The sequence below is a fragment of the Thalassobaculum sp. OXR-137 genome (genome assembly GCF_034377285.1).
In the GTDB taxonomy this organism is placed as follows: domain Bacteria; phylum Pseudomonadota; class Alphaproteobacteria; order Thalassobaculales; family Thalassobaculaceae; genus Thalassobaculum.
The window spans coordinates 3,839,913-3,865,216 of record NZ_CP139715.1 but is presented as its reverse complement, the minus strand read 5'-3'; the positions used below and the strand labels follow the sequence as shown (position 1 = coordinate 3,865,216).

23 protein-coding genes and 2 tRNA genes are annotated in these 25,304 nt (G+C 67.0%); 5 read left to right on the top strand and 20 right to left on the bottom strand.

Going from position 1 to position 25,304, the window contains the following annotated elements; translation table 11 throughout:
• Nucleotides 1–55 precede the first annotated feature (55 nt).
• Nucleotides 56–979, top strand: a complete 924-nt coding sequence (locus tag T8K17_RS17890; protein ID WP_322331094.1) for an EamA family transporter — start codon at nt 56–58, stop codon at nt 977–979.
• A 125-nt stretch (nt 980–1,104) separates the two neighbouring features.
• Here the strand turns inward: T8K17_RS17890 and T8K17_RS17885 are convergent, their stop codons facing one another.
• The 17 genes from T8K17_RS17885 to T8K17_RS17805 all read right to left on the bottom strand — a co-directional run bounded on the left by T8K17_RS17885 (nt 1,105) and on the right by T8K17_RS17805 (nt 20,881).
• On the bottom strand, nt 1,105–1,632 hold the full coding sequence (locus tag T8K17_RS17885; protein ID WP_322331093.1) for a hypothetical protein: 528 nt from the start codon (nt 1,630–1,632) through the stop codon (nt 1,105–1,107).
• Nucleotides 1,633–1,637: 5 nt separating this feature from the next.
• Nucleotides 1,638–4,301 (bottom strand): valine--tRNA ligase, encoded by a 2,664-nt coding sequence (locus T8K17_RS17880; RefSeq protein WP_322331092.1) that lies wholly within the window; start codon nt 4,299–4,301, stop codon nt 1,638–1,640.
• Nucleotides 4,302–4,481: 180 nt separating this feature from the next.
• A complete protein-coding gene (locus T8K17_RS17875) occupies nt 4,482–5,138 on the bottom strand; it encodes a DUF2497 domain-containing protein (RefSeq protein ID WP_322331091.1) in 657 nt (218 codons plus the stop codon).
• A 118-nt stretch (nt 5,139–5,256) separates the two neighbouring features.
• The gene (locus T8K17_RS17870; RefSeq protein WP_322331090.1) at nt 5,257–6,657 is read right to left on the bottom strand and encodes a TolC family outer membrane protein; all 1,401 of its coding nucleotides are present in this window, start codon (nt 6,655–6,657) and stop codon (nt 5,257–5,259) included.
• Between the two features lie 64 nt (nt 6,658–6,721).
• Entirely contained in the window at nt 6,722–7,381 is a 660-nt protein-coding gene (locus tag T8K17_RS17865) for a protein-L-isoaspartate O-methyltransferase (RefSeq protein WP_322331089.1), read from the bottom strand.
• A gap of 387 nt (nt 7,382–7,768) precedes the next feature.
• Entirely contained in the window at nt 7,769–8,683 is a 915-nt protein-coding gene (puuE, locus tag T8K17_RS17860; RefSeq protein WP_322331088.1) for an allantoinase PuuE, read from the bottom strand.
• Complete coding sequence (locus tag T8K17_RS17855; protein ID WP_322331087.1) at nt 8,680–10,086, bottom strand: FAD-dependent oxidoreductase; 1,407 nt, start codon at nt 10,084–10,086, stop codon at nt 8,680–8,682. Before T8K17_RS17855 ends, puuE begins: the two co-directional genes overlap by 4 nt.
• Complete coding sequence (locus tag T8K17_RS17850; protein WP_322331086.1) at nt 10,086–10,706, bottom strand: cysteine hydrolase; 621 nt, start codon at nt 10,704–10,706, stop codon at nt 10,086–10,088. Before T8K17_RS17850 ends, T8K17_RS17855 begins: the two co-directional genes overlap by 1 nt.
• Nucleotides 10,706–12,766 (bottom strand): hydantoinase/oxoprolinase family protein, encoded by a 2,061-nt coding sequence (locus T8K17_RS17845; RefSeq protein WP_322331085.1) that lies wholly within the window; start codon nt 12,764–12,766, stop codon nt 10,706–10,708. The genes T8K17_RS17850 and T8K17_RS17845 overlap by 1 nt, the downstream gene beginning before the upstream one ends.
• Nucleotides 12,763–14,526: a hydantoinase B/oxoprolinase family protein gene (locus T8K17_RS17840; RefSeq protein ID WP_322331084.1), complete on the bottom strand. Its 1,764-nt coding sequence runs from the start codon at nt 14,524–14,526 to the stop codon at nt 12,763–12,765. Before T8K17_RS17840 ends, T8K17_RS17845 begins: the two co-directional genes overlap by 4 nt.
• Entirely contained in the window at nt 14,486–15,406 is a 921-nt protein-coding gene (locus T8K17_RS17835; protein WP_322331083.1) for an isocitrate lyase/PEP mutase family protein, read from the bottom strand. Before T8K17_RS17835 ends, T8K17_RS17840 begins: the two co-directional genes overlap by 41 nt.
• 6 nt (nt 15,407–15,412) lie before the next feature.
• The gene (locus T8K17_RS17830) at nt 15,413–16,780 is read right to left on the bottom strand and encodes an MmgE/PrpD family protein (RefSeq protein WP_322331082.1); all 1,368 of its coding nucleotides are present in this window, start codon (nt 16,778–16,780) and stop codon (nt 15,413–15,415) included.
• A 24-nt stretch (nt 16,781–16,804) separates the two neighbouring features.
• Nucleotides 16,805–17,485 carry an amino acid ABC transporter permease gene (locus T8K17_RS17825; protein ID WP_028794784.1) on the bottom strand — a complete coding sequence of 227 codons (681 nt, stop codon included), beginning with the start codon at nt 17,483–17,485 and terminating at the stop codon, nt 16,805–16,807.
• Nucleotides 17,486–17,500: 15 nt separating this feature from the next.
• Nucleotides 17,501–18,172 carry an amino acid ABC transporter permease gene (locus T8K17_RS17820; RefSeq protein ID WP_322331081.1) on the bottom strand — a complete coding sequence of 224 codons (672 nt, stop codon included), beginning with the start codon at nt 18,170–18,172 and terminating at the stop codon, nt 17,501–17,503.
• Nucleotides 18,173–18,179: 7 nt separating this feature from the next.
• Entirely contained in the window at nt 18,180–18,941 is a 762-nt protein-coding gene (locus T8K17_RS17815) for an amino acid ABC transporter ATP-binding protein (protein WP_322331080.1), read from the bottom strand.
• Between the two features lie 82 nt (nt 18,942–19,023).
• Nucleotides 19,024–19,860 carry a transporter substrate-binding domain-containing protein gene (locus T8K17_RS17810; RefSeq protein ID WP_322331079.1) on the bottom strand — a complete coding sequence of 279 codons (837 nt, stop codon included), beginning with the start codon at nt 19,858–19,860 and terminating at the stop codon, nt 19,024–19,026.
• 97 nt (nt 19,861–19,957) lie between these two features.
• Entirely contained in the window at nt 19,958–20,881 is a 924-nt protein-coding gene (locus T8K17_RS17805) for a GntR family transcriptional regulator (RefSeq protein WP_322331078.1), read from the bottom strand.
• A 208-nt stretch (nt 20,882–21,089) separates the two neighbouring features.
• On the opposite strand from T8K17_RS17805, the gene T8K17_RS17800 reads away from it, so the two are divergent.
• Together T8K17_RS17800 and T8K17_RS17795 are read left to right on the top strand one after the other, a co-directional pair.
• Nucleotides 21,090–21,163, top strand: a tRNA-Cys gene (locus T8K17_RS17800).
• Nucleotides 21,164–21,232: 69 nt separating this feature from the next.
• A tRNA-Asn gene (locus T8K17_RS17795) sits at nt 21,233–21,307 on the top strand.
• Between the two features lie 73 nt (nt 21,308–21,380).
• On the opposite strand, the gene T8K17_RS17790 is transcribed toward T8K17_RS17795, so the two are convergent.
• Entirely contained in the window at nt 21,381–21,914 is a 534-nt protein-coding gene (locus T8K17_RS17790; protein ID WP_322331077.1) for a hypothetical protein, read from the bottom strand.
• A gap of 260 nt (nt 21,915–22,174) precedes the next feature.
• Between T8K17_RS17790 and T8K17_RS17785 the strand changes: the two genes are divergently transcribed.
• Nucleotides 22,175–22,951 carry a helix-turn-helix transcriptional regulator gene (locus T8K17_RS17785; protein WP_322331076.1) on the top strand — a complete coding sequence of 259 codons (777 nt, stop codon included), beginning with the start codon at nt 22,175–22,177 and terminating at the stop codon, nt 22,949–22,951.
• A 28-nt stretch (nt 22,952–22,979) separates the two neighbouring features.
• Here the strand turns inward: T8K17_RS17785 and T8K17_RS17780 are convergent, their stop codons facing one another.
• Together T8K17_RS17780 and T8K17_RS17775 are read right to left on the bottom strand one after the other, a co-directional pair.
• Nucleotides 22,980–23,468: a SixA phosphatase family protein gene (locus tag T8K17_RS17780; RefSeq protein WP_322331075.1), complete on the bottom strand. Its 489-nt coding sequence runs from the start codon at nt 23,466–23,468 to the stop codon at nt 22,980–22,982.
• Nucleotides 23,465–24,703 (bottom strand): bifunctional alpha/beta hydrolase/OsmC family protein, encoded by a 1,239-nt coding sequence (locus T8K17_RS17775; protein ID WP_322331074.1) that lies wholly within the window; start codon nt 24,701–24,703, stop codon nt 23,465–23,467. The genes T8K17_RS17780 and T8K17_RS17775 overlap by 4 nt, the downstream gene beginning before the upstream one ends.
• Between T8K17_RS17775 and T8K17_RS17770 the strand changes: the two genes are divergently transcribed.
• Entirely contained in the window at nt 24,702–25,286 is a 585-nt protein-coding gene (locus T8K17_RS17770) for a GNAT family N-acetyltransferase (protein ID WP_322331073.1), read from the top strand. The genes T8K17_RS17775 and T8K17_RS17770 overlap by 2 nt on opposite strands.
• Nucleotides 25,287–25,304: the final 18 nt, after the last annotated feature.

Genomic DNA, 25,304 nt, shown 5'->3' with positions numbered 1-25,304 from the left:
AAACCGACGTCCGGGTGTCCTATACGGGAGCATCGAGCTCCCGATGAGGTGTCCGATGCGTCCCGCTGTTCTCGTCACCGCCGCTGCCATCCTGTCCTGGTCCGCTTTGATAGCAATCAGCCGTATCCTGTTGGTTCGATACGATTTTGATCCCTGGGCCTATACCTTCATCCAGCTCTGCGCCGGCGGGGTCAGTCTGCTGGCGATCGGCGGGTACGGCCGGGTGTCGCTGGGCAGCTTCGCGCGGCCAAGTACCTGGATTCTCGGGGTTTTACGGGTCCTCTCCGCCGCCCTCTTCACCGCCGTGCTGGTCCATGTCAGCGCCATGGAGGCGGGCGTCCTCGGCGCGATCAACATGCCGATGGTGGCGGTCGCCGTCTGGCTCGTCTTCGGCCGCCGCCCCGCCCGCCTGGAATGGCTCGGCCATGCGGTCATCCTCGCCGCCATCGCCCCGCTGGTCGTCAGCCTGGAGGGCGGGATCGCCAATCCGGCGGTTATCCTCATGATTCTGAACGAGATCGTCCTGGTTGCCGGTACCCTGATGGCCGAGCGTCATCCCGACAATACGGGCACCGAGCCCGGCAGCCGCGCCCGGTTTACCGGTGCGGTCCTGCTGGTGACCGCCGGCCTGTTCCTGGCCCTGCGGGTCCTGGAGGTCGGCGGCGTGGGCGATGTGGAGTGGAGCGCCCCGCTCATCGTCTCGGCCGTTCTGGTGGGCGTGTTCCTGCGCGGCCCGTCGATGTTCCTCACCTTCTGGTCCACCCGGCTGGTCGGATCGCAGAACTACGTCGCCTGCTGCACCCTGCTACCGGTAATCGGTATGGCCCTGGAACAGGCCGCGTTTCACCTGGGTCTGATTGACGTTACCCGTTTTCGCCCGGAGACGGTGCTGCTGACCGCCGGGGTGATCGCCGGAACTCTGATCGCGGTTGCCTCCCGGCTCCGCGCGGCCCGGCGGAAAGAGCCGATCCACGCGTGAATCGGCCGGTTCGCAGGAAGGCGACGATCTGCCGGTGGACCTCTCGGCGCCACGGCAGCATGGCGTGAGTGACGGGCGCAGAACGATGTGATCGGCCATGCCGTCGAGCCGGGTACGATCCACCGCTACCCGGCCGTCATGGGGGCCGGAGAACAGGAATCGGGCCACCGGATAGAGCCACCCCGCATCCCGGCGATGATCCCTACCGGGTAGCCGGATCGGTCGACATTCGCGTCCTGCCAAACGGTGGTGAGCTGACGGCCGGCCGGGCCGTAAAACCAGTGGTACGGGCTGAAAGTGAACATTAAATCCGTAACTTCGCTACCCCGGTTCGGCGGGCCGATCATGACGGCGCGCCCCGTCCATCCTGGCGACATCGCACCGGACGCGAGGTAGTCCCTGAGCACCAATCCGCGCATGGAATGGGTGACGAAATGGACCGTCCGGCCTGAGGCCCAAACCCCGATCCGTTGCAGATGGGCGGACAGCCGGTCGGCCAGCGCTGAGGTGTCGTAACGCAGGGAGGGGTATGCAAAAAGGCGGGCCTCGAAGCCCGCCTTCCTTAGTGCCCGGGCGATGCCGAGCATGTTCCATCGGGACTCGCCGATGCCGTGGAGGATCACGACGATCGGCGCATCCTCCGCCGGCGCCATGGCGCCTAGCCGACCTGCTCCAGGCGGCTCAGCGCGGCGGCCAGCCGGTCGCGGCGCTCGGTCTCCTCGGCGAGCCGGTCCTTGTTCTCCTCGACCACCTCTTCCGGCGCCTTGGCGAGGAAGCCCTGGTTCGACAGCTTCTTGTCGATCTTGGCCATTTCGCCTTCCGCCTTGGCGATCTCCTTCGACAGGCGCGCCCGCTCCTGGGCGATGTCGATCACGTCGGCGATCGGCAGCACCAGGGTGGCCTCGTCCAGCACCCCCTGCACCGCACCGGCCGGAGCGGTGCCGCCGGTCTCGATGGAGGACAGCCGGGCCAGACGGGTGAGCAGGTCGCCGTACTTCTCCGCACGGGCGGCGGTCTCGGCACTGGCGCCGATCAGCAGCAGCGGGATCTGCGCCGAGGGCGGTACGTTCATCTCGGCGCGGATCGACCGCACCTCCGAGATCAGCCGCACGACCCAGTCCATCTCGGCCGAGGCCGTGGCGTCGATCACATCGGCCGATAGCGCCGGCCAGGGGCGCGAGACGAGAAGCTGCTCGCTCTCCTCGCCGAAGCTCGCCCAGAGCTCCTCGGTGATGTACGGCATGATCGGGTGCAGCAGGTGCAGCGCCCGGTTCAGCGCCCAGGCCGTGGTCGCCCGGGTCTCGGCGGCACTCGGGTGCTCGGTGCCGCCTTCGGGGGTCTGCAGGATCGGCTTGGTGAACTCCAGGTACCAGTCGCAGAACGTGCCCCAGAAGAACTGGTAGAGGGCCGCGGCCGCCTCGTTGAACTTGTAGGCGTCGAGCGATCCTGCGACCGCCTCGGCGGTCTTGGCCACCTCGCCGACGATCCAGCGGTTCACCGTCTCGGTGCAGGACGCCGGATCGAAATCCGGGTCGACCTTGCAGCCGTTCATCTCGCAGAAGCGGGCGGCGTTCCAGATCTTGGTGGCGAAGTTGCGGTAGCCTTCGACCCGGCCCTCGGCCAGCTTGATGTCGCGGCCCTGGGCGGCCATGGCGGCCAGGGTGAAGCGTAGGGCGTCGGTGCCGTACTGGCCGATCAGGTCCAGGGGGTCGATGATGTTGTTCTTCGACTTCGACATCTTCTGGCCCTTGGCGTCGCGCACCAGGGCATGGATGTAGACGGTGTGGAACGGCACCTCCTTCATGAAGTGCAGCCCCATCATCATCATCCGGGCGACCCAGAAGAAGATGATGTCGAAGCCGGTGACCAGAACGTCGCCGGGATAGTAGCGGTCCAGCTCCGGCGTCTTGTCCGGCCAGCCGAGGGTCGAGAACGGCCACAGGGCCGACGAGAACCAGGTGTCGAGCACGTCCTCGTCGCGGGTCAGCTCCACGGCCTTGCCGTAATGGGTCTCGGCGGCGGCAGCGGCCTCTTCGGCGCTCTCGGCGACGAAGACCTCACCGTCAGGGCCGTACCAGGCCGGGATCTGATGGCCCCACCAGAGCTGGCGCGAGATGCACCAGGGCTGGATGTTGCGCATCCATTCGAAATAGGTCTTCTCCCAGTTCTTCGGGACGAAGACGGTCTTGCCGGTCTCCACCGCCTCGATGGCCGGCTTCGCCAGGGTGGCGGCGTCGCAGTACCACTGGTCGGTCAGCCAGGGCTCCAGCGGCACTCCGCCGCGGTCGCCGTGCGGGACCATGTGACGGTGCGGCTCGATCTTCTCCAGCAGCCCCGCCTCTTCCATGTCGGCGACGACGGCCTTGCGGGCGGCGAAGCGCTCCATGCCGCGGTACTTCTCGGGCACCTCGTCGTTGAGATGCGCCCGGGCGTCCATGATGTTGATCATCTCGAGGCTGTGGCGCTTGCCCACCTCGAAGTCGTTGAAGTCATGGGCCGGGGTGATCTTCACTGCACCGGACCCCTGCTCCGGGTCGGCATACTCGTCGCCGACGATCGGAATGCGCCGGCCGACCAGCGGCAGGATCGCGTAGGTGCCGATCAGGTCCTTGTAGCGCTCGTCCTCGGGATGCACGGCGATGGCCGTGTCGCCCAGCATGGTTTCCGGGCGCGTGGTGGCGACGATGATGAACTTGCTCGGGTCGCTCTCCAGCGGATAGCGGAAATGCCAGAGATTACCGTCGACCTCCTTCGGCTCGACCTCCAGATCGGAAATCGCCGTGACCATCTTCGGGTCCCAGTTCACCAGCCGCTTGTCGCGGTAGATCAGGCCTTCCTTGTAGAGCTGCACGAAGACCTTGAGGACGGCCTTCGACAGCCCCTCGTCCATGGTGAAGCGCTCCCGCTCCCAGTCCGGGCTGGCGCCCAGCCGGCGGAGCTGGTTGACGATGGTGCCGCCGGACTGCGCCTTCCATTCCCAGACCTTCTCGACGAACGCCTCGCGGCCGATGTCGCGCCGGTCGATGCCTTTCGCGCCGAGATTGCGCTCGACCACCATCTGGGTGGCGATGCCGGCGTGGTCTGTGCCGGGCTGCCAAAGGGCGTCGCGGCCGGCCATACGGTGGTAGCGGGTCAGGATGTCCTGCACCGTCATGGTCAGCGCATGGCCCATATGCAGGCTGCCGGTGACGTTCGGCGGCGGCATCATGATGGTGTAGGGCGCCGCGTTGGAGGCCGGGTCGCAGGCGAAGGCGCCGGATTGCTCCCAGCGGCCGTACAGCCGGGCCTCGACATCGGCGGGGGAGTAGGTCTTCTCAAGCATCTGTCGGGTCCTTGACCGGCGCAGGGACGGTGCCGTCCGGACAGGATCCGGGGCCGTCCACGTGCTTCAATGACGACGGAGGCCGTTCATAGGCCAAGCGGGCGCGAAATGCCACACCCGGCCGGCAGATTTCGGGAGGGTCTCCGCCCCTCGCCGCGCGGCTCGGGGCGGATATCGGCGCTACCAGCGGTCCCGGCGTTGGGACAGCATCACCAGGCGCTCGATTTCCTCGCGCACCAGACGCTCAACCATCGACGGCAGGTGCTGATCCAGCCAGTCCTTCAGCATCGGCCGCATCAGCTCGCGGGTCAGACGTTCCAGGGTGACCGCGCCGTTGCCGAGCGGCAGCTCCTGATAGTCCTCGTTGAGCTTTGCCTGCAGCTCGGAGAAGGAATGCACCGTCTCCTGCGCCTGGGACGGCGACACCAGCCCCTGAGGCTGCGGAGCCGGACGGGGTGCCGGCGGAGGCGGCGGTGCGTAGACCGGCTGAGGCGCGGGCTCCGGTTCGGGCTCGGGCTCTGGTTCCGGAAGCGGCTCCGGCTCGGGCTCGGGTTCCGGATCGGGCTCCGGCTGCGGTTGGGAATACCGCTGTTCATCGAAGAGAGGCTCGGCCTCCTCTTCCTCGTCGGCTTCCATATCCGACAGGTCGAGGACGTCCTCTTCCTCTTCTTCTTCCTCTTCAGGTTCCAGGTCGGGCTCGGGAAGAGGTTCAGGTTCGGGTTCCGGCTCTGGATCCGGCTCCGCTTCCTCGACGGCTTCTTCTTCCGCCGGTGCCTCTTCCTCGTCGTCCCCATCCTCGGAAATGATCCGGCGAATCGACGCCAGGATCTCTTCCATGGATGGTTCTTGTGTATCGCTCATGCTTTCGCCCCGGCGACCCTGGCTGTCCGGTCCATTCGAATCTGAAGACTAGCCCATAAACCTCTGTCGGGCCAATACTTCACGCGAATCGCCGTCAGTTACCCGGCATGCGTCCCGGAGGCTCGGTGCCGTAATACTTCGACTCGACCGCGAGGTAGTGACGGTCATAGTCGTAGACCTCCACCGGCAAGGCCAGGTCCTGGGCGGTGAGCCGACCCAGGGAAGCCAGGAGGGAGAAGGCCGCGACGATAGCGTTGCGGTCGGCGGTGACCAGCCTCACCTGGGCGTCGAGCAGCTCCTGTTCGGCGTCGAGCACGTCGAGCACAGTACGGGCACCGACGGTCGCTTCCTGCTGCACGCCGTCCAGGGCGATCTCGGCGGAATTCACTTCCGAGCGCAGCGAATCGATCTGCGCCAGGGCGGTCTTGTAGTCCTCGTAGGCGCTCGCCGCGCTCTCGACCACGGCGCGGCGCTCGTTATCCACGAGCAGGCGCACGCGATTGACGTTCTCCTTCGCCGAGCGGACCTGCGAATAGACCACGCCGCGCTGGTAGATCGGCACCGTGACCTGAACTTCCGCGGAGAGCTGGCTCACCTCGTTGTCGGCGCCGCTGGTGTTGTAGGTCTGCTCCGCCTGGGCGACCAGGTTGATCTGCGGCAGCAGGTTGGCCTCGGCCTGGGACACCACGTGCCGGGCGGCGAGCTCCTGGAACTTCGCCTGGATCAGGGTGTAGCTCTCCTGCACCGCGATATCGACCGCCGCATCCCGGGTCTCCGGGAGGCCCGGTGGGATCGTCGGCTCGGTCAGGGTCGTCGGCACGGTGCCGATCACCCGCTCGAACGCCACGCGCGAGGCGATCAGATTGCCCTCCGCCTGGGTGCGGTCCGCCGTCGACCGGGCGCGCCGCGCCTCGGACTGGGCGACGTCGGTCCGGGTCACCTCACCGACGCGAAAGCGGTCGTTGGTGGCTTCGAGCTGCTTGTCGAGGCGCTGGACGTTGTTGATCTGCAGATTGAGGATCGAGGTGTCGCGGATCACGTTTACGTAAGCGACCACCGCATCGAACAGCGTGCTCTGCTCGGCCTGGAACAGGCCGGCGCGCTCGGCTTCCACGTTGGCATCCGCCTCGTCCACCTGCGCGTCCACGCGGCCGAACGTATAGAGCGGCTGGGTCGCCGTCAGCGAGCCGGTCAGCGGGAAGGAATGATCGTCTGTGGTTCTCACCCCGCGGGTCTCGGCGTTCACGTCGGTGACGCCGAAGCTGCCGGACGCGCTGATGTTCGGGCGCCAGCCGCCCTTGGCCTGGGTGACGGTCTCGTCGGTCCGGCGCAGGTTCGCCCGGGCCGCCAGCAGCTCAGGATTCGTCTCGTACGCCAGCGCCAGCGCCTCTTCGAGGGTCTGCCCCTGGGCGGTCGGCGCGCCGAAGACGGCGATGCCTGCCAGGAGGGCCACGACCGCGGCCGACGAACGGAGTGACTTCGCGAACGAGGTCATGGGCTTCCTTTCAGCTTGCAAGTGCCCTGGGAGAGCGGGATCGCGGGTATATGGCGTCCCGAGATCAGAAGACAAACCCGGCCTCCTTGCGGAAGCCGGCGAGCATGGGCGTGCCCGCATCGAACAGAATGCGCCGGCCGATATGGGCGCCGAGCTTCTCGTACATCACGGCGACGCCGGGTTCGGTCGGTGACCCGCCTTCCACCGTGACGAGACGACCGCCATCGGCCAGCTCGTCGAACAGCTTCTGCGGAACCGTCTCGACTCCGCCGTCGATCAGGATGACGTCGTAGGGTGCCTGCTTGCCATAACCCTGGGCGAGCGGTCCGTTCACGATCGCCGCGTTGTCGATGGCGAGCGCTTCCAGATTCGCGTTGCCGGCCGAGACCAAATCCGCATCCTCCTCCACGCCGACGACCACCGAGACGAGCTTCGACAGCACCACCGTCGCGTAGCCCGTGCCGCAGGCCACATCCAGGGCGACGTCGCCCGGCTTGGGCAGGGCCGCCTGCAGCAGACGCGCGAGAACCATCGGCTCGAGCATGTAGCGGCCGCCGCCAACCTCAAGCGCCTCGTCCACATACGCAATGCCGCGCTTCGACTTGGGCACGAACAGCTCGCGCGGAATCGTGTCGAAGGCATCGATCAGGGCAGGGTCGGTGACCTTGTTGGTCCGGATCTGGCTCTCGACCATGTTCAGGCGTGCCAGGGCGTAGTCGACCATCGCATTCCTCACCGCAACGCGCGCCCCATCGCTGGAGATGGTCGGCGCCTAATTTCCTAGACCTGCTTTATAGGCAAGACACCGGCACGACACAATGAAGTCAACGCCCCAGCCGCCCTCTTTACGCCAGCTTAACATGGCCGGAGAGCCTGTGGAAAAACTGTGGACAGGCTCCACAACCTAAAGATTCGTCTAGCGAATCGGCCGTTGACGCACTGAGTGCGCCTACCCATAGTTTAGTCATCGTCACAGATACAACGGAGGCTACGATGCTTGCATCACCCTATCTCGCTTCCGGCTGGTTCGGAGTGCGCAGACGCTGAGGTAACCATGTCGGTACAGAACTGAGCCGCGGCCCCCGATCAGGGACCGCGGCTTTTTTATTGCTTATCCGACCGGCGGATGCACGCGGCGCCAATGCTCGGCGATCTCGATGCGCCGGGTGATCCAGGTCGCCCCCTTGGCCTGGACGTGATCCAGGAACTTCGCCAGGGCCCTGGCCCGGCCCGGCCGGCCGACCAGGCGCTGGTGCAGGCCGATCGACAACATGCGCGGCCGCTCCGCCCCTTCGTCCCAGAGCTGGTCGAAAGCGTCGGTGATATAGCGGAAGAAGTCCTCGCCCGAGGCATAGGAGGCCGGGGCGCCGAACTTCACGTCGTTGGTGTCCAGCGCGTAGGGGATGACCAGATGGTCGGTGTCTCCGACCTTCACCCAGTACGGCAGGTCATCGCTGTAACTGTCGCTGTCGTAAAGAAAACCGCCCTGCTCTACCAGCAGGCGTCTGGTGTTCGGGCTGGGCGCGTAGCGACAGTACCACCCCTTCAGACGCTGTCCGGTAAGGCGCTGGGTGATCTCGATGGCGCGGGCGATATGCTCGCGCTCCTCGTCCTCGGTGAGTTCGTAGTGGTTGATCCAGCGCCAGCCATGGCCGGCGAAATCCCAGCCCGCCTTGGCCATCGCCTCGGTCGCCACCGGATTGCGCTCCAGCGCCATGGCGCAGGCATAGACCGTCAGCGGTAGGTTGCGCTCGCTGAACAGCCGGTGGATCCGCCAGAAGCCGGCACGCGGCCCGTAGTCGTAGAGCGACTCCAGGCCCAGATCGCGCTGACCCGGCGGATGGCGGCCGCCGACCACTTCCGACAGGCCGCTCTCGTTCTTCGCATCGCCATGCAGGATGTTGGTCTCCGACCCCTCCTCCACGTTGAGCACGAAGTTCAGGGCAACCCGCGCCCCGCCCGGCCAGGCGGCATGGGGCGGCTCGGCGCCGTAGCCGATGAGATCCCGGGGATACTGGTCGTTCATGCCGCTGCCTCCTGTGCCAGACGGGCCGCTCCGGTGCCGGCGATCCGGCCCAGGGTCACAGCCGTTAGCAGCCCGTTGCCGGAAAGGTAGCCCTCCACGCCGGAGCCGGACAGACCCACAGCGGCTCCGCCACCCGCGAACAGGTTCGGCAAGGCCTCTCGCGCTTCGGTCAGAACCCGCGCCGAGGTGTCGATCGACAGCCCGCCCTGGGTATGGAACAGGGCCCCGGTCACCCGCACGGCGAAGTACGGCGGGGCGTCCAGCGTCGGGGCGCCGGTGAAGTCCCGGCCGAACGGATCGTCAACCCGTCCCGCCGCGGCTTCCGCTACATGGGCGAGCGTCGCCGCCAGCCGGTCCAACGGACATCCGATCAATCCCGCCAGCGCGGCCAGATCGGGGAGTTCGCGGATCGCGCCCATCTCGTTGGCGCCGCGATAGTCCTCGTGCCGCATGCCCAGCTCGTGCAGGCGGCGGTCGTAGACGTTCCAGGCGATGCCGCCCGGTTGGGCCAGGACCTTGAGGGCCTGCTCGGAATAGCCTTCATGCTCGTTCGAGAAGCGCGCGCCCTCGGCGTTCACCTGCACGCCGCCTTCCATCATCAGCGCCCAGGAAATCAGGGCGCCGTGGGGGTGCGCGTCGGACCCGTGGCCCTGGTAGCTGCCCATCTGAGCGGTGGCGGCGCCGAGGTCGGTGCCCCAGCGGACCGCGTCGCCCTGGTTGCCGGTATGGCCGAAATACAGGGCGTCGGCCATTTCCGGTATGTAGGTGCGCAGCATCTGCGGGTTGCCGCCATAGCCGTTGCAGGCCAGGACCAGGGCATCGCAGCCGATCTCGTCGGTGGAGCCGTCCGGCCGCTCGATCACCACGCCCAGGACCTTGCCGGCCCGGTCGGCGATCAGGTCGCGCACCGGCGCCTCGCAGACGATGTCGATCCCGGCCCGCTCCGCCGCCGCGGCCAGGGAGCCGACCAGAGCCACCCCGGTCTTCTGCGGGTGGGAGTGCATCCGGTAGGCGGTGTGGCCGGGATAGCGGAAGGCTGTCTCCAGAATGAAGGACTGGCCATGGGCGTCGGCCAGCCACTCCAGGGCCGGGCCCGACGCCTCGCATACCGTCCGGCCGAGGACCGGATCGCCCTCCCCGTGGTTCTTCTTCTGGATGTCGCCGAGCATGCGGTCGACGCCGTCTTCGGCGTCCGCCTCCGTCTGCCAGCGGGTGTTGCAGGCCGGGATGTAGCCGGCCGAGAGCGAGGTCGACCCGGCCGGCACCGGATCGCGCTCCAGCACCATGACCTCGGCGCCCGCGTCATGGGCGGCAAGGGCCGCGATCAGTCCGCAGGCGCCGGCGCCGATGATCAGCACCGGCACATGCGCCTCAGGCCCCGTGTCGCGTCTGACGATAGCCATCAGGCCGCCTCCCAGGCGGCGGCCACTTCGGCGATGGTCGCCACGGTGCTGACCGGCCGCAGGGCGTCGATGGCGGTACGATGGACCTGCTCGGAGAAGGCCGCACAGCCGTCCTCCAGCACCACCGTCTCGAGGTCCCGGACATGGGCGTCGCGCACCGTGGAGGCGACGCCGCCATTGGTCACGATGCCGCCGAAGATCAGCGTGGTAATGCCGGCCTTCCTCAGAACCCACTCGAGCCGACTCATATAGAAGGCTGAAAACGCGACCTTCTCTACCTTGAGATCGATGGGCTGTAGTGCGTCGACCACGTCGTGGCCCCAGCCGCCGGACAGGAAGTCGCCCTTGCGCAGGAACGGCCGGATGGCCTTCAGGTGCGGCGAGATCATCGGCTCGCCGCCCTTGCCCGGCACCAGGGTGAAGTGGGTGGAGACGATCCACCCTCCCTTCGCCCGCACCGCCTCGGCCAGGGGTGCCAGACGGGCCGGCAGGGCCGCGATCTCGTCCGCCTTCGCTCCGCCCCTTGCATAGGCGCCATCCGGGTGGATGAAGTCGTTCTGCAGGTCGACCAGCACCAGGGCGGTGGCCGACGGATCCGGGAACGCGAGGTCGCCGCTCATTAGGCCTCTCCGATCAGCACGTTGCCGTAGGTGTCCACCTCACCGACCAGTCCCGGCTCGATGAGGATGGTGGTGTCGCTCTGCTCCAGCACGGCCGGGCCCTTGATCTCGGCGCCGGCCGGCAGCGCCAGACGGTCGACGATGGTGGCCTCGTGCCAGGCGCCGTCCACATAGACGTTACGGGTGCCGCGGACCGCGCCTTCGACCGTCGTGCCGGCTTCCGGAGCGAGAAGCGACAGGTCGAAGCGCGGACGCTTGCCCACCACCGCCACCCGCAAGTTCAGGATCCGCATGGGGATGCCCTTGAGCAGCCGGCCGTAGGTGGCCGAATAGGCCGCCTCGAAGGCCGCACCCACCGCCTGCTTGTCGACGGGCTTGCCCTTGGCGGCGTCGATCGGCACCGCCACGGTATGGGTCTGCCCGACATAGAGCATGTCGAGTTCGACCACCGTCTCCATGCCTTCCAGGGTCACGCCCGCGCCCTTGACGGTCTTGGTCCCCTCGCCTTCCAGCCGGTCGATGGCCGCCCGCAGGGCCTCTGCGTCCAGCTCGTCCAGCAGGACGTTCCAGGTCTCCACGAAGTCCTGGCGCAGATCGGCGATCGTGCAGCCGAGCGCGCTTGTCACGCCCGGATAGCGCGGGACCAGGGCCTTCTTCAATCCGACTTCCCTGATCAGGGCGCCGGCATGGAGCGAGCCGCCACCGCCGAACGGCACCGCGACGAACTCCTTGGGATCGTGGCCTCGCTCGATGGAGACGACGCGGATGGCGCCGGCCATCTTGGCATTGGCGACACGGATGATCGCTTCGGCCGCCGCTTCTGGCGTTTCCAGACCCAGCGGGATCGCCACATGGTCGGTGATCGCCTGTCTGGCCGCCGCCACGTCCAGCTTGTCCAGCTTGCCGCCGATGGGACGGTCGGCGTTGATTCGGCCGAGCACCAGATTGGCATCGGTCACGGTCGGCCGGGTATTGCCGAGCCCGTAGCAGACCGGACCCGGGTCGGAGCCGGCACTTTCCGGACCGACCTGCAGCAGGCCGCCGGCATCGACCCGGGCGATGGAGCCGCCGCCGGCGCCGATGGTGATGATCTCGATCATCGGAGAGCGCACGACCAGACCGAAATCGATGGAGGTCTGGGCGGCCAGGGCACTCTCGCCCTCGACCACCAGGGAGACGTCGAAGGACGTGCCGCCCATGTCGCAGGTGATGAGGTTGGGATAGCCCGCGACCGAGCCGATATGCGCCGCCGCCGTCACGCCGGCCGCCGGGCCGGACAGGGCCGTGCGGACCGGCACCTTGCGGGCTGTGTCCAGGCTCATCACGCCGCCGTTCGACTGCACGATCAGCACCTGGGCCGGGGAGCTGGCTTCGCCCAGGGCCTGTTCCAGGCGGGCGAGGTAGCGGCCGACCGGCGGCTGAAGATAGGCGTTGAGCGCCGCCGTCGAGCTGCGCTCGAACTCGCGGATCTCGGGCACGATCTGATGGCTGGCGGTAATGTAGTCGTTCGGCCAGACCGAGCGCAGCGCCTCCAGGGCGGCGCGCTCGTTCGCGTCATTGGCATAGGCGTTGATGAAGACGATGGCCACGGCCTCGCAGCCGAGATCCTGCAGCCGCTGGGCCGCCGCCTTCACCTCCTCGGGATCGACCGCCTGGCGCACGGTGCCGTCGGCCAGGGTGCGCTCGCCGACCTCAAGCCGCCGGTCGCGCGGCACGACCGGGACGAACTGGCCCCACAGGCCCCAGGTCTGCGGCCGGTCGCGCCGTCGCATTTCCAGGACGTCGCGGAATCCGGCGGTGGTGATCACGCCGGTGACCGCTCCCTTGCGCTCCAGCAGGGCGTTGGTGCCGACGGTGGTGCCGTGGACGACGGTGGACAGGGCGGTCAGATCCCCTGCCCCGGCCTCCAGGCCCGACAGGAAACCGACCGCCTGGTTCGCCGGAGTGGAGGGAACCTTGGCGACGCGCGCGATGCCCGCCGCCTCGTCCAGGACGAAGACATCGGTGAAGGTGCCGCCGACATCGACGCCGGCAATGAGATGGGGGGTGTTCGTGCTCATGCTGCTCGGAGCTCGCTGGTCGCTTTTTCATCGAGGGTGCCGTCTTCGGAGACGACGACCCGGTACCGGTCGCGGGCGGAGGCCACGCTGACATAGCCGAGGCGGACATCCTCGGCCACGCGGGCGGGTTTCCGTTCGCCCGGCGCGCCGTAACCGCCGCCGCCCGGCGTCTCCAGCAGAACGGACTGGCCCTTGATCAGCTTGATGCCGACCATCTTGGAGGCCATCGGTGGATGCGCCTCCCCACCTTCCGGGCCTGCCGGATAGGTGAAGCGGTTCAGCGCCGCCGCCTCGCCGCCGACGACGCCGGACGGGGCGTAGCGGCCGCGCTCGCCGAACAGGAAGGCCTCCGCCTTCTCCTCCAGCAACTCGATCTCGTAGACCGCGCCGAGACCGCCGCGATTGCGGCCCGGCCCGCCGGAATCCTCGCGCAGGGCCCACTGCCGGAACATCACCGGATAGGCCGCCTCCAGGATCTCCAGCGGCGGGATGGTGGCGGTGGAGATCGGCGCGTTGCCGTGGTTCAGGCCGTCACCCTCCGGATGGCCGCCATGGCCGCCGCCGAAGAAGCTGAACATGACCCAGCGACGCCCGTCTTCGCGCCGGTAGCCGGCCAGGGACAGGGCGTTGATGGTGCCGTAGGCGCAGCCGTTGACCCGCTCGGGTGCGGCCTGGGCCAGGGCCTGAAAGCTGAGATCGATCAGCCGCAGAATGGTCTCGGTATAGCCGCCGACAGGGCGCGGCGCCTTGGCCGCCAGAATGGAATGCTCCGGGATGACGAAGTCGATCGGTTCCAGCACGCCGGCATTGGCCGGCACTTCCTGAAAGATGTGCTTCATCGCCACGTAACAGGCCGCGACCGTGGTCGACCGGGCGATGTTCACCGGGCCGAGACAGGGCGGCGCCGAGCCGGTGAAATCCAGGGTCAACCGGTCGCCGGAGACGGTGATCGCCAACTCCAGCGGCAATGCCTCGTCGACGATGCCGTCATTGTCGAGGAAGTCCTTGGCCCGGTAGGTGCCGTCCGGCAGGGACGCGATCTGCGCCCGCATCAGGGCGGCGGCCCGGCTCTTCAGCTCCTCGAAGGCGGTGGCGACGGTGGCGTCGCCATACTCGTCCAGCAGGTCCTTCAGCCGTCCCTCGCCCAGCTTGAGGGCGTTGATCTGGCCGTTCAGGTCGCCGTAGAGGCTGTTCGGCAGGCGCGAGTTGGCCTGCAGGATGTCGACCACGTCCTGGCGGAAGCGACCGGCCTCGAAGAGCTTCACCGGCGGCATCAGGAAGCCTTCCTGGAAGCTCTCCGTGGCCGCCGGGTTGTAGTTGCCCGGCACGTTGCCGCCGACATCGTGGTAATGACCGACCGAGGCCAAGTAGCAGAACACCTTGCCGTCCCGGAAGATCGGCTGCACCAGCCGGAAGTCGGACAGGTGCGTGCCGCCGTCATACGGGTCGTTGAAGATGTAGACGTCACCCTCTTCCAGGCCGCCGTCCCGCGCCGCCTTGTCGATCACGGTCTTCACCGCGAAGGCCATGGCGCCGACGAAGATCGGCAGGCCGGACTTGCCCTGCACCAGGGTCTCGCCGGTTTCGGCGTGATACAGCCCGTGCGAGGCGTCGTGGGCCTCGGCGATGATCGGGTTGAAGGCGCTGCGGAACAGCGTGGCGTCCATTTCGTCCGCGATCTGCTCCAGACGGCCGTTCAAGACCGCCAGCGTGACGGGATCAATCGTCCCCATCTGTTCCAGTTCCTTTGCGAGTTGCATTCTGTGCCACCGTGGCGGCGTCGTATTTGGCGCCCTCTGCGAGCATCTCCGGCGTGCCCAGCACGTCGTTGAGGCCCGTGAGGTCGAGCATCCGGTCGCGCCAGGGCGCGGTGGTGCCGTGCTCTTTGAGCGAGGCGAAATAGCCCTGCAGGGTCGGGACCATCGCCCGAGCGGTGCCGCCCGGGAAGATCACAACCTTGAAGCCGTGTTCCGCCATCTGCTGGGTGGAGCGGATCGGTGTCGCTCCGCCCTCCACCATGTTGGCGAGCAGCGGCACACGGCCGGCGAAGCGGCGGGAGATCTCGGCGATCTGGTCGTCGTTCTCCGGCGCCTCGACGAAGAGCAGGTCGACGCCGGCCTCGACATAGCGCTCGGCTCTGTCCAGGGCAGCCTCGAATCCTTCCACGGCGATGGCGTCGGTGCGGGCCATGATCAGCGCGTCCCGCCGGGCATCCAGTGCGGCGTGGAGCTTGCCGACCATCTCGTCGGCACTGACCAGCCCCTTGCCCTTGAGGTGGCCGCAGCGTTTCGGCAGCGACTGGTCCTCGAGCTGGATGACGTCGGCCCCGGCCCGCTCGTATTCGCGCACCGTGCGCTGCACGCTGAGGGCGTTGCCGTGGCCATTATCGCCGTCGACGATCATCGGGATGGAGATCCGCTCGCGGATCGCGGTCAGGGTGTCGGCGATCTCGCGCAGGCCCATCAGCCCGATATCCGGGCGGCCGAGCCGTGAGTAGGCGATGCTTGCCCCGCTGACATAGGCGGCGTCGAATCCGGCCTGCTCGACCAGCAGGCCGGTCAGCGCGTCCCAGCATCCGGGTGCCAGCACGATGCCGTCGCCCTTCAGCAGGGCGCGCATCCGTTCCGTCGTTTCGGTCATGGGTCGTTACTCCCCCGCCTCGGCGAGGTCGACCGCATTCAGCCGTCGGGTCAGCGCGTTGATGTCGTCCAGCTCTTCCAGTCGGAAGCAGTCCTCGTAGATCCCGCGCGCGACGGCGTCCGGCCAGACCAGGCTGGTCAGCTCGGTATACTTCCGGTCGAGCTCGGCATCGTCGTAGGGATCCTCGGTATCGCCCCGGTTGGTCTTGGTCTCCGCTTCCAGCACGGTGCCGTCGGTCAGGGTGACGATCACCCGGGCCGGGCGGAAGTCCGGCATCAGGGCGGTCAGGGCCGGATCCTCGGCGACCTCGACCTTGTCGGCGAAGGCCTGGATCTTCTCGTCGAGCACCTTGTCCCAGGTGAAGCTCTCCACGCCGCTCGACTTGTTGATCAAGGTCGAGGCGACGGCGAAGGGCACGGAGAACTTGCCGGCCAGCGTGTTCTTCGGCGAGGTGTCGCTGAGCTGGGCGGCGAGGGAATACGTCTCCACCCGCACCTTTTGCACCTCGTCCGGGTTCAGGCCGCCGCGCTTGTCGACGATCATCGCCAGGGCGTCGAGGGTGCCGTGGTTGTAGCGGCAGCAGGCGTGGCGCTTGAAATAGTTACGGGCGATCTCCCAGCGCGAGCCGAGCTCGCGGGTCATCTCCTCTGGCTTCCACTCGGTGGAGATCACCGTGCCCCAAATGGTGGACAGGCCGTCGGCTTCCCCGGTGAAACCGCTCTCCACCATCTGCCAGGCGAGGATGCCCATCTGCCCCGAGAAACCGGCGAAGGAGTTCCGTACCGTGCCGCCTTGCAGCATGGTCTGCCGGCTGGTGGCGAGCCCCAGGCTGGAAGCGACGTTGATGGTCTCGCGCACCTGGGCGGCATTCGCGCCGGCCAGCTTGGCGACGGCGACGGCCGCACCCACGGTGCCCCAGGTGCCGTGCGGGTGCATGGTCGGCAGGATCTTGGCGGAAATGCCGATGCGCGCGCCGATCTCGTAGCCGAGGATCGCGGCGGTCAGCACTTCGGCACCGGACTTGCCGTTCGCCTCGCCAAACGCCAGGGCGGCCGGGATGGCGTGGATACCCGGATGGCCGCGGCTGTACTGGTTGCCCTCGTCCAACTCCAGGAATGTCCCGGCGGTGCCGTTGAGGAACGCGGCCTTGGCCGCCTCGGTGCGCTGTCCGGTGCCGACGATGCTCGACTCGCCGCCCGGAGTGGGCACGAGTTTCGCCTTGAGCGCCTGCACCTCCGGCTCGCGGGCACCGGCGCCGATCGCGGCCATCGTGTCTGCGAAAACACGATGGCCCCGATCGACCGCCGCCGGCGAGATATCCGCGAGCGTGGTGTTGGCGATGAAGTCGCAGACCGTATCCAGATAGCCGGTCATGTCAGTCTCCCTTCGGTTGGTTTCTTAACGCGCCGACATCATCCGCCGCTCCAGTCGGGAGAGCAGACGGACCATCGGCCACAGCATCAGCAGATAGATCGCCGCCACCGCCATCAGCGGCGTGGCGTTGTAGACAAGTCCCTGGGCCACCCGGCCCATGCGCAGCAGCTCCGGCAAGGCGACGACGCTGGCGATCGACGTCGCCTTGATCAGCTCGATCGTATTGGAGGTCAGGTCGGGCGCCACGTTGCGCAAGGCCTGGGGCAGGATCACGTAGATCATGGCCTGCACCCGGGTCAGGCCGGTGGAGCGCGCCGCCTCCATCTGGCCGGCCGGTATGCTCTCGATGCCGGCACGCACGATCTCGCCGTAGTAGCTGCCGGAATTGAAGGTGAAGGCGACCAATACCGCCGCGAAAGGCGGCACGTCCCAGCCGAAGAACGGCAGGCCGTAGGTCACGTAGATCAGCAGTACCAGCGGCGGGATCGAGCGGAAGAAATCGACGAACACCACCAGCCCCCAATTCAGGGCGCGGATATGGAAGCTGTGCACGGTGGCCAGGAACACGCCGAAGCAGAAGCCCAGCGGCACCACGGCGAGGCAGAGCTTGACGGTCATCCACCAGCCGCTCATCAGGAGCGGCCAGACCTCGCGCAGGCTGTCCTCGTTGAAGAAACTGAACTTGATGACTTCCCAGTCGAGCATGATCGTCCCTCCCCCTCACCGCTTCCAGGCGTAGCGGGTCTCGACCCAGCGCGACGCCATGGTGAGCGGGAAGAAAATCAGCAGGTAGCCGATGGCCGCCATCGTCAGGGGCGACGTATTGGCGGCATAGGCGAGCGAGGTCTGTGCCACCGTAAGCATCTCCTCCACCGTCACCACGCTGGCGAGTGCCGTGTTCTTGGTGATGGCGATGGTGCGGTTGGTCAGCGGCGGGATGGTCATCCGGATCGCCTGGGGGATCACCACGTAGAACAGGGTCTGGGTGAAGCCGAGGCCGGTGGAGCGCGACGCCTCCCACTGGCCCTTGTTCACCGAGGTGATGCCGGCCCAGTAGATCTCCTCGGCGAAGGCGGCCAGCACGGAGGCCAGCACCACCCAGGAGATGACGAACGCGGACATGGTGATGCCGACGAACGGCAGCCCGAAATAGAAGATGATCAGGATCACCAGCGGCGGCAGGGCACGGAACAGGTCCACGAACAGGATGATCAGCCAGTTGACCGGCCTGATCTGGAACGCCCGGACCATTGCCAGCACCAGGCCAAGCGCGAGGCCGGTTACGATCACCGACAGGGCGAGCTGGATGGTGACCACGAAACCCGCCGCCACGTCCGGCAGGTAACGGGCCATGACCTCCAGATTGAAGAACTGATCGAGGAAGCGCTCCATCTCCGCCTCAGTGACCGGAGACGCTGTGCAGGAACGACTTCAGCCGATCCGAGCGCGCGTCGGTGAAGATCCGTTGCGGCGTGCCCTCCTCCACGACAAGTCCGCCATCCATGAAGATGACCCGGTCGGCGGCATCGCGGGCGAAGCGCATCTCGTGGCTGACCACCACCATGGTCATGCCGCTCTCGCGCAGCTCGCGCATCACCTCCAGGACCGATCCCACCAGTTCGGGATCGAGGGCCGAGGTCGGCTCATCGAACAGGATCACATCCGGCTCCATGGCGATGGCGCGGGCGATCGCCACCCGCTGCTGCTGACCGCCGGAGAGCTCGGTTGGATGGTTGCCCGCCTTCTCGGCCAGCCCGACGCGCCTGAGCGCGGCATGGGCCCGGTCCTCGGCCTCGCTGCGCGCCATCTTCTTCACCTTGCGCAGGGCGAGCGAGACGTTCCCCAGGGCGGACATGTGCGGGTACAGATTGAACTGCTGGAACACCATGCCGATGCGCTGGCGGACCTTGTTGATGTCGACGCTGCGGTTGGTGATCTCCTCGCCGGTGATCTTCACCTGGCCGCTGGTCGGCTGCTCCAGCAGGTTGCAGCAGCGCAGCATAGTGCTCTTGCCGGACCCGGACGGGCCGATGATAAAGACCAGTTCCTGCGGCGCGACCGTCAGGTTGACGCCCTTCAAGGCCTGGAAGTCGCCGAACGACTTATGAATGTCGTAGGCCTCGACGACATATCGTGCAGGGACGGTCTGGGCTTGCGCCATTAGGGACCTCGCGCGGACGGGGACGACTGGAGGGAACGGAGAGCCGCCGGCCACGATGCGGCCGGCGGCGATGGTTGGATCCTCAGCAGCCGCTGCCGGACGGGGTTTCGTCGTAGCCGGGCATGCCCGGAACGCCGATGCCGGGCTCGACCTTGTAGGCCGCACCACCTTCGATCGGCTTCTGGCCGGTCCACTTCTCGTGGATCGCCGCCACCGTGCCATCGGCCTTCATGCACTCGATGACCTTCTCGAACTTGGCCCGCAGCTCGGCATTCGCGGTGTCGAAGGCGAAGGCGCCGACGCTGCCCGACTTGATGACCAGCGTGGAGGGGACGACCAGGGGGTTCTTCTTCGCCGTCCAGCCGACCACCGTGTCGCCGGCGAAGTTGGCGTCGGCCCGACCGGAGGCCACCGCGGCGATGGCATCGGCATTCTTGCCGAAGCGCTCGATCTTCCAGCCGTACTCGGCCTCACGCTCGGACAGGTACTTGTCGTAGAAGTTGCCCTTGTTGACCGCGATGGTTTTGCCCTTCAGGTCCTCCAGCTTCTCGACCTGCGGCGCGCCGCGCTTCACCAGGAACTGGTAGTTCACCTCGAAATACGGCTCGCCGAAGAGCATCTTCTCGGCGCGCTCCTGGGTGACCGTGGTCGGGGCGATGATGGCGACGTACTTGCCGGCGGCTAGGCCGGCGAAGATGCCGGACCATTCCTGGTCGACGACCTCGTACTCGACGCCAAGGCGCTTGGCGGCCTCGGCGGTGAGATCGATGTTGTAGCCTTCAACCCCACCGGCCGGCACCGCCATCACATGGGGCGCGTAGCCCACATCGGCGGCGACCTTCATGGTTTCGGCCGAAGCCGGGGCGGCGACCGCCACGCCAAGCGCTGCGACGGCCCCCAACATTGCGAACTTGTTCATGTGCAACCTCCGTCTCCTGTTCAGGTTCTGGCGATGATCTCGCCGTTGCCACGGGCCCCGTCTTTCCGCGAGGTCCCGCAAGTCAGTCACTCTCTCCCTACTCCCCGGCATCCCCGACGGCCTGCCCTGCGGCATGCCATGTTTCGCCGGTGGAGAATGGCGTCCCGTTCACCGCTTCGGGCGACCAGCCGGCCTCGGCATCCCCGCCGCGGCTCAGGGTCATGGTCAGGCGGTAGAGGTCCGAGCGGTACAACGCGACCAGCAGCTCGATCGCCCGCCCCTCGCCGTCGCGCACCACCCGGCGGATTCGCAGCAGCGGCGCCCCGACCCCGATTCCCAGTCGGTCGGCGACAACCATGTCGGCCAGCGTCGCCGAGACCGTCTGATCGGCGGTGGCGGGCGTCACCCCGGCGCGCTCGAACAGCGCCAGCAGCGGTGTATTCGCCAGATCCGACTTCTCGAATTGCCGGCCGATCTCTTCGGGGACGTGGGTGGTCAGATGGGAGAACGGGTCGCCGCCGATGGAGCGCACCCGGACCGAGCGCTGAACCGTGGTCCCGATCGGCAGGTCGAGAGCGGCGGCGACATCGTCCTCCGCCGGGCCGTAGCCAAACTCCTTCACCGAAACCTCGGTTTCGCCGCCCATGGCGAGCAGCGCATCGAAGGCGCCGGTCCCCTGGCCGGAGATCTTCACCCCGGCGCGGCCTTCCACGACCCGGGTGCCGCGCCCGCGCTCCCGCACGACCAGGCCGTCATTGGCGAGTTCATCGAGAGCCCGTTTTGCGGTGATTCGCGACACGCCGTGGAATTCGGCCAGGTCCTGCTCGCTCGGCAGGGTGCCGCCGGTGCCGAACTCACCGTCGACGATGCGCTGACGCATGATCAGGTAGATCTGGTGATAGAGCGGCGAGCGGAATCGACCGAGCGCCCCGGCCTCGCCGCCGGTTGACCGATCGGCAGCATAGCCCGCCGCCTGTTTCTGGCGGGAGTCACGGCCGGAGCGGGGTAAGCGGGATCTCATGAAATGATATAATGATATATCTTTTAGGCGTGGCAAGATCCGAAATGCTGCACCTGCTCACTTGCCGCGCATGATCGAATTGGGACCCGGAAAGCTGCCCGGAATCCCGGTTCGTCGGTCATCCGCGGCCATGAGGGGCATCGAGAGCGCCGGAAGCCTCTTGCACGGGCATGCCGGCTCGGGTATCACGCCCCTCCTGCTCGGACACGGCCCCGTGGCAGAGTGGTTATGCAGAGGACTGCAAATCCTTGTACATCGGTTCGATTCCGGTCGGGGCCTCCAGAGTGGGAAAACAAGGCGACATTCGTCTTGAACGACATCGGACAGGACGCTATACAGCGCGGTCTCTGGTCCCGGGTAGCTCAGTGGTAGAGCGAGCGGCTGTTAACCGCTTGGTCGGGGGTTCGAATCCCTCCCCGGGAGCCAACTTTTCAAGCTCCGAACAGATACAGAGTTCCGTAGCGGCGACCGCGTCTTCCGGTCAGCGTGGCTGACGCGTTCAGTTCGTGGAGTGAGGCAGGCTGGTTTGCGGTTCGGCCAGTGCCAGACACACGAACCCGTCCGGGTCCTCCGGGTCGAACAGCGGCAGCACCATGCGGTTCCAGTACGGGGCGATCTTGGGGCTGTCCATGGCGTAGACCTCCCCGAGCCAGGGCCGGCCGGACTCCATCACCTCGAAGTAATGGGCGCGAAACCGGTCTCGGGCCGGTGCGGGGTGGTCCTTGACCCAGCGCTTGTGCAGGGTCCGGGCCATGGCCTTGGCAGAGATATCGCCGGACAGACGGTAGTACAGGTCATCCCTGGCCCGGTCGTACTGCAGGATGTGCAGATACCCGACACAGTTCCAGACCTCGAGCGGGTCGAATCCGGAGAGGTCGAAGAAGGAGCCGTCGGCGGATCCAGCCAGCCAATAGTCGTAGAGCAGGCGCTGCCGATCGTTCATCAGGCGGCGCAGGAAGGACCACTGGACGATACGAATATCGAAGCTGTCCGAAGGCTTGTCCGCGGACCTCATCGGTATGTGCACCGTCATTTCATCCTCTCCGGGCTTGTCCCAGGCTCCCATGATCTGCCAGAAAGAATTAAGGACTGCTTACGAAGCCCCGCGACTCGGTGCGGTCATTGGCTTTTGTGAGGCCCTTCCGAGCGGCTGGATGCGCCGCGGTGTTATTGCCGTTTCGCTTCAGGCATAATCGGCCAAAGGAAAATTCGAGACGGCTATGCACGGCTCGCCTTCGGCGCTGCGGGAAAACCCCGTGTGCGGCGATCGACCTGACAACGAGTGAAAGGCCGATGATCAATCCAAGCCAATGTCGCGCCGCGCGGGCGCTGCTCGGTATCACCCAACAGCAGCTCGCCGATCTCGCTGGGATCAGCAAACGCACGGTCATCGAGTTCGAAGGCGGTATTCGGGTTCCCCTCACCTCCACCAGCCGCAGCCTGCAATGGGCGTTGGAGAATGCCGGGATCGAGTTCATGCGGGGCAATGGGGGCGGCTCTGGTGTCCGGTTCCGCGACCCGTTCATCGAGGAGTCGATGTTGCCGCGCACCGTCTCCCGGCGCCAGGTGCTCAATGCCCCGGGGCTGCTGATCGGGACTGCCGTCGGCGACAGGGCGTCCGGATCGATCCCCTCGGACACGCTGGCCAATGTCTACGAGGCGACGGAGCTCAGCCTCCTCGATTTCGAGCGCTACGGGTCGCAGGAACAGCGTCAGGCACTGGAATTGTTCCGGGCCGGTCGGGACGAGGTGCCGAACGAGGTCGCCCGGCGCGCGACGATGACGCGGCTCGACGGCACTCGGATGGTGATGGACTGGCAAGGGGTGGGCATCCAGCTCTTTCCGAAGAACGCCGCTCTGGCGGGTATGCCGCTCTCGGAACTCCCGGACGCGAAATACGGCCGCTGGGTCGAAGGCCGGATGCGGCGGGCCCAGCAGGCGGGCGAGCCGCTCTTCGAGCTGTGCCACGGGATGGTCGAGGTCGATGGCAACCGGACGGTCTGGCGCTACTACTCCCTGCGGCTGCCGCGCCCGGACGGCCGGACGCTCACCGTCACCACCCGGGCCTGAGCATGCCGAACGACCGGATCCAGAAGACCTAGACGAGGTCCTTGGGGGTTACGAATCGGCGCAGCTCGGCCCGGCCGGCGCCCAGGGTTGCCCAGCCGGAGGTGCTGTCCAGCGTGGCCAGCGCGCAGGTCGGGAACTTGAGTCCAGCGCTGTCGCCGGTCAGAACCCGCACCGTATCCTCCATCCCGGGATTGTGGCCAATGGCCAGGGCGATCCGAGCCCTCACCGGGATCGACTTCAGGCGGGCGACCAATTGAGCGGCGGTTGCGAGGTAGATGTCGCGGGTGGTCTCTACCGCGACATCGTCGGGCAGACCGTCTCGCAGGATCGCCAGGGTGTCGCGGGTCCGGCGTGCGCTGGAGCACAGGACGAAATCGGGTGCGATCCCTTGCTGCCGAAAATACACGGCCATCGCCGCTGCGGCCCGCTCTCCGCGGGCGGAAAGCGGCCGGTCGTGATCGGCCTCCCCTCCGTCCCAGTCCGACTTGGCGTGCCGCAGCAGATGCAGCGTGATCATTCCGAGGTCCCCTGTGGATCCAGGGTCGTGACGATGGAGATCTCCGAGTGAAGGGTGCGGTGCACCGGGCATTTGTCGGCGATCTCCAGGAGCTTCCCCCGTTGATCGGCGTCCAACTCTCCGTCGATCACGAGAACGCGCTCGATCCGGTCGATCTTGCGGTCTTGGGACTCGCAGTCGGCGCAGTCCTCCGCGTGGATCTTCGAATGGCGCAGATGCGTTTCAAGCCGGTCGAAGCTCCAGCCCTTCCGGTCGGCATACATTTTCAACGTCATGTTCGTGCACGCCCCCAACCCGGCCAGCAAAAGGTCGTAGGGGCTCGGACCGCTGTCGGTGCCGCCGACGGAGGTTGGCTCGTCGGCGCGGATCCGGTGATGCGGCCCGGCGGCGATCCACTGCGGGAACAGCCCGTCGCCGGCATCGGCCACCACGACCTCCCCCTCCCGCGCCTGCAGGGTGTCCGGCGTCGCGGCCGGCAGGAAGCGCTCGGCCCAACCGGAAAGGACGGCGGCGACATAGGCGCTGTCGGCCCGGCGCGTCAGCAGATGGTCCGCCTTGTCGAGGGAGACGAAGCTCTTGGGATGCTTGGCGGCGACGAAGAGGTCGGTCGCATTGGAGATCCCGACGGTCTCGTCGAGCGGCGCATGGAAGATCAGGAGATCCTTGCGCAGGGTGGAGACCAGATCGGTGAGCCGGTGGTCGCGCAGGTCCTCCACGAAGGAGCGGCGGATACGGAACCGGCGGCCGGCGAGTTCGACCTCCGCCTCTCCGTCCCGTTCGATCGCATCCAGGCTGCCCTTGAAGTTATGCAGCACATGGCCCGCATCGGAGGGCGCACCGATGGTCGCAACGCCCCGCACCTCCCCGATTCGCGCGGCGGCGGCCAGAACGGCCGCTCCGCCGAGCGAGTGGCCGACGAGGATCGTGGGGGCCCGAAGCTCGCGCCGCATGTAGTCGGCGGCGGCGACCAGATCCTCCACGTTGGACGCGAACGTGGTGTTGGCGAACTCGCCCTCGCTGTGTCCCAATCCGGTGAAATCGAATCGGAGAACCGCGAGTCCCCGCTCTGCCAGGCCGGTGGCGATGTGCCGGGCGGCGGCCAGGTCCTTGGAGCAGGTGAAACAATGCGCGAAGAGCGCGTATCCGCGGATGGGACCCGACGGACGATCGATACGGGCCGCGAGCGTATCGCCCAAAGCCCCGGTGAAGTTGACACTTTCCGTACGCACAGCCATGGTCGATCTCACTGGTCGGCGGGGACTGATGGGGTTCTACCACATGGCGATAGAGGGGGAAGCGATAGCCTATGGCGGCCGTGAGCCGGCGCCGGTCGATATTCGCTTCGCAACGTCGGCCGATGCTGACGCGCTCGCCCTCCTAAGCCAGGAACTCCTCGCCTTCTACTCGCTGCCCGTCCACTACCAGCGCTCGTACATGGCGCATGTCATCGCCGACAAGGCGTTCCGCGAGCCGCCGAGTGTCGAGATCCTGATCGCTACCGGATCCGACCGGGCCGTCGGCTTCCTTGCCTTCAACGAGACCTTTGCCCTGGCGAACTGCCAGAGCGCGGTGTTCATTCAGGATCTCTTCGTCACCCGCAAGGCGCGGACCGGCGGCGTCGGGCGGCGATTGATGACCCGGCTGGCCAAGATCTGCGTGGAGCGCGGCGTAACCCAGCTCGACTGGACCGCGGATCCCTGGAACGACAAGGCGCGCAGCTTCTATGAGTCCATGGGGCCGCTGCTGAAGAGCGAGAAAATGTATTACCGGATGCTCGGGCCCCGTCTGGCCAAGCTCGCCGACCGGGCGGAGGACTGACGCCCGCCCGCCATCGTT

Coding starts and splice junctions, on each gene's coding strand:
- T8K17_RS17890 (WP_322331094.1), top strand. CDS start 56: ATGCGTCCCGCTGTTCTCGTCACCGCCGCTGCCATCCTGTCCTGGTCC.
- T8K17_RS17885 (WP_322331093.1), bottom strand. CDS start 1,632: ATGGCGCCGGCGGAGGATGCGCCGATCGTCGTGATCCTCCACGGCATC.
- T8K17_RS17880 (WP_322331092.1), bottom strand. CDS start 4,301: ATGCTTGAGAAGACCTACTCCCCCGCCGATGTCGAGGCCCGGCTGTAC.
- T8K17_RS17875 (WP_322331091.1), bottom strand. CDS start 5,138: ATGGAAGAGATCCTGGCGTCGATTCGCCGGATCATTTCCGAGGATGGG.
- T8K17_RS17870 (WP_322331090.1), bottom strand. CDS start 6,657: ATGACCTCGTTCGCGAAGTCACTCCGTTCGTCGGCCGCGGTCGTGGCC.
- T8K17_RS17865 (WP_322331089.1), bottom strand. CDS start 7,381: ATGGTCGACTACGCCCTGGCACGCCTGAACATGGTCGAGAGCCAGATC.
- puuE (WP_322331088.1), bottom strand. CDS start 8,683: ATGAACGACCAGTATCCCCGGGATCTCATCGGCTACGGCGCCGAGCCG.
- T8K17_RS17855 (WP_322331087.1), bottom strand. CDS start 10,086: ATGGCTATCGTCAGACGCGACACGGGGCCTGAGGCGCATGTGCCGGTG.
- T8K17_RS17850 (WP_322331086.1), bottom strand. CDS start 10,706: ATGAGCGGCGACCTCGCGTTCCCGGATCCGTCGGCCACCGCCCTGGTG.
- T8K17_RS17845 (WP_322331085.1), bottom strand. CDS start 12,766: ATGAGCACGAACACCCCCCATCTCATTGCCGGCGTCGATGTCGGCGGC.
- T8K17_RS17840 (WP_322331084.1), bottom strand. CDS start 14,526: ATGCAACTCGCAAAGGAACTGGAACAGATGGGGACGATTGATCCCGTC.
- T8K17_RS17835 (WP_322331083.1), bottom strand. CDS start 15,406: ATGACCGAAACGACGGAACGGATGCGCGCCCTGCTGAAGGGCGACGGC.
- T8K17_RS17830 (WP_322331082.1), bottom strand. CDS start 16,780: ATGACCGGCTATCTGGATACGGTCTGCGACTTCATCGCCAACACCACG.
- T8K17_RS17825 (WP_028794784.1), bottom strand. CDS start 17,485: ATGCTCGACTGGGAAGTCATCAAGTTCAGTTTCTTCAACGAGGACAGC.
- T8K17_RS17820 (WP_322331081.1), bottom strand. CDS start 18,172: ATGGAGCGCTTCCTCGATCAGTTCTTCAATCTGGAGGTCATGGCCCGT.
- T8K17_RS17815 (WP_322331080.1), bottom strand. CDS start 18,941: ATGGCGCAAGCCCAGACCGTCCCTGCACGATATGTCGTCGAGGCCTAC.
- T8K17_RS17810 (WP_322331079.1), bottom strand. CDS start 19,860: ATGAACAAGTTCGCAATGTTGGGGGCCGTCGCAGCGCTTGGCGTGGCG.
- T8K17_RS17805 (WP_322331078.1), bottom strand. CDS start 20,881: ATGAGATCCCGCTTACCCCGCTCCGGCCGTGACTCCCGCCAGAAACAG.
- T8K17_RS17790 (WP_322331077.1), bottom strand. CDS start 21,914: ATGACGGTGCACATACCGATGAGGTCCGCGGACAAGCCTTCGGACAGC.
- T8K17_RS17785 (WP_322331076.1), top strand. CDS start 22,175: ATGATCAATCCAAGCCAATGTCGCGCCGCGCGGGCGCTGCTCGGTATC.
- T8K17_RS17780 (WP_322331075.1), bottom strand. CDS start 23,468: ATGATCACGCTGCATCTGCTGCGGCACGCCAAGTCGGACTGGGACGGA.
- T8K17_RS17770 (WP_322331073.1), top strand. CDS start 24,702: ATGGTCGATCTCACTGGTCGGCGGGGACTGATGGGGTTCTACCACATG.
- T8K17_RS17775 (WP_322331074.1), bottom strand. CDS start 24,703: ATGGCTGTGCGTACGGAAAGTGTCAACTTCACCGGGGCTTTGGGCGAT.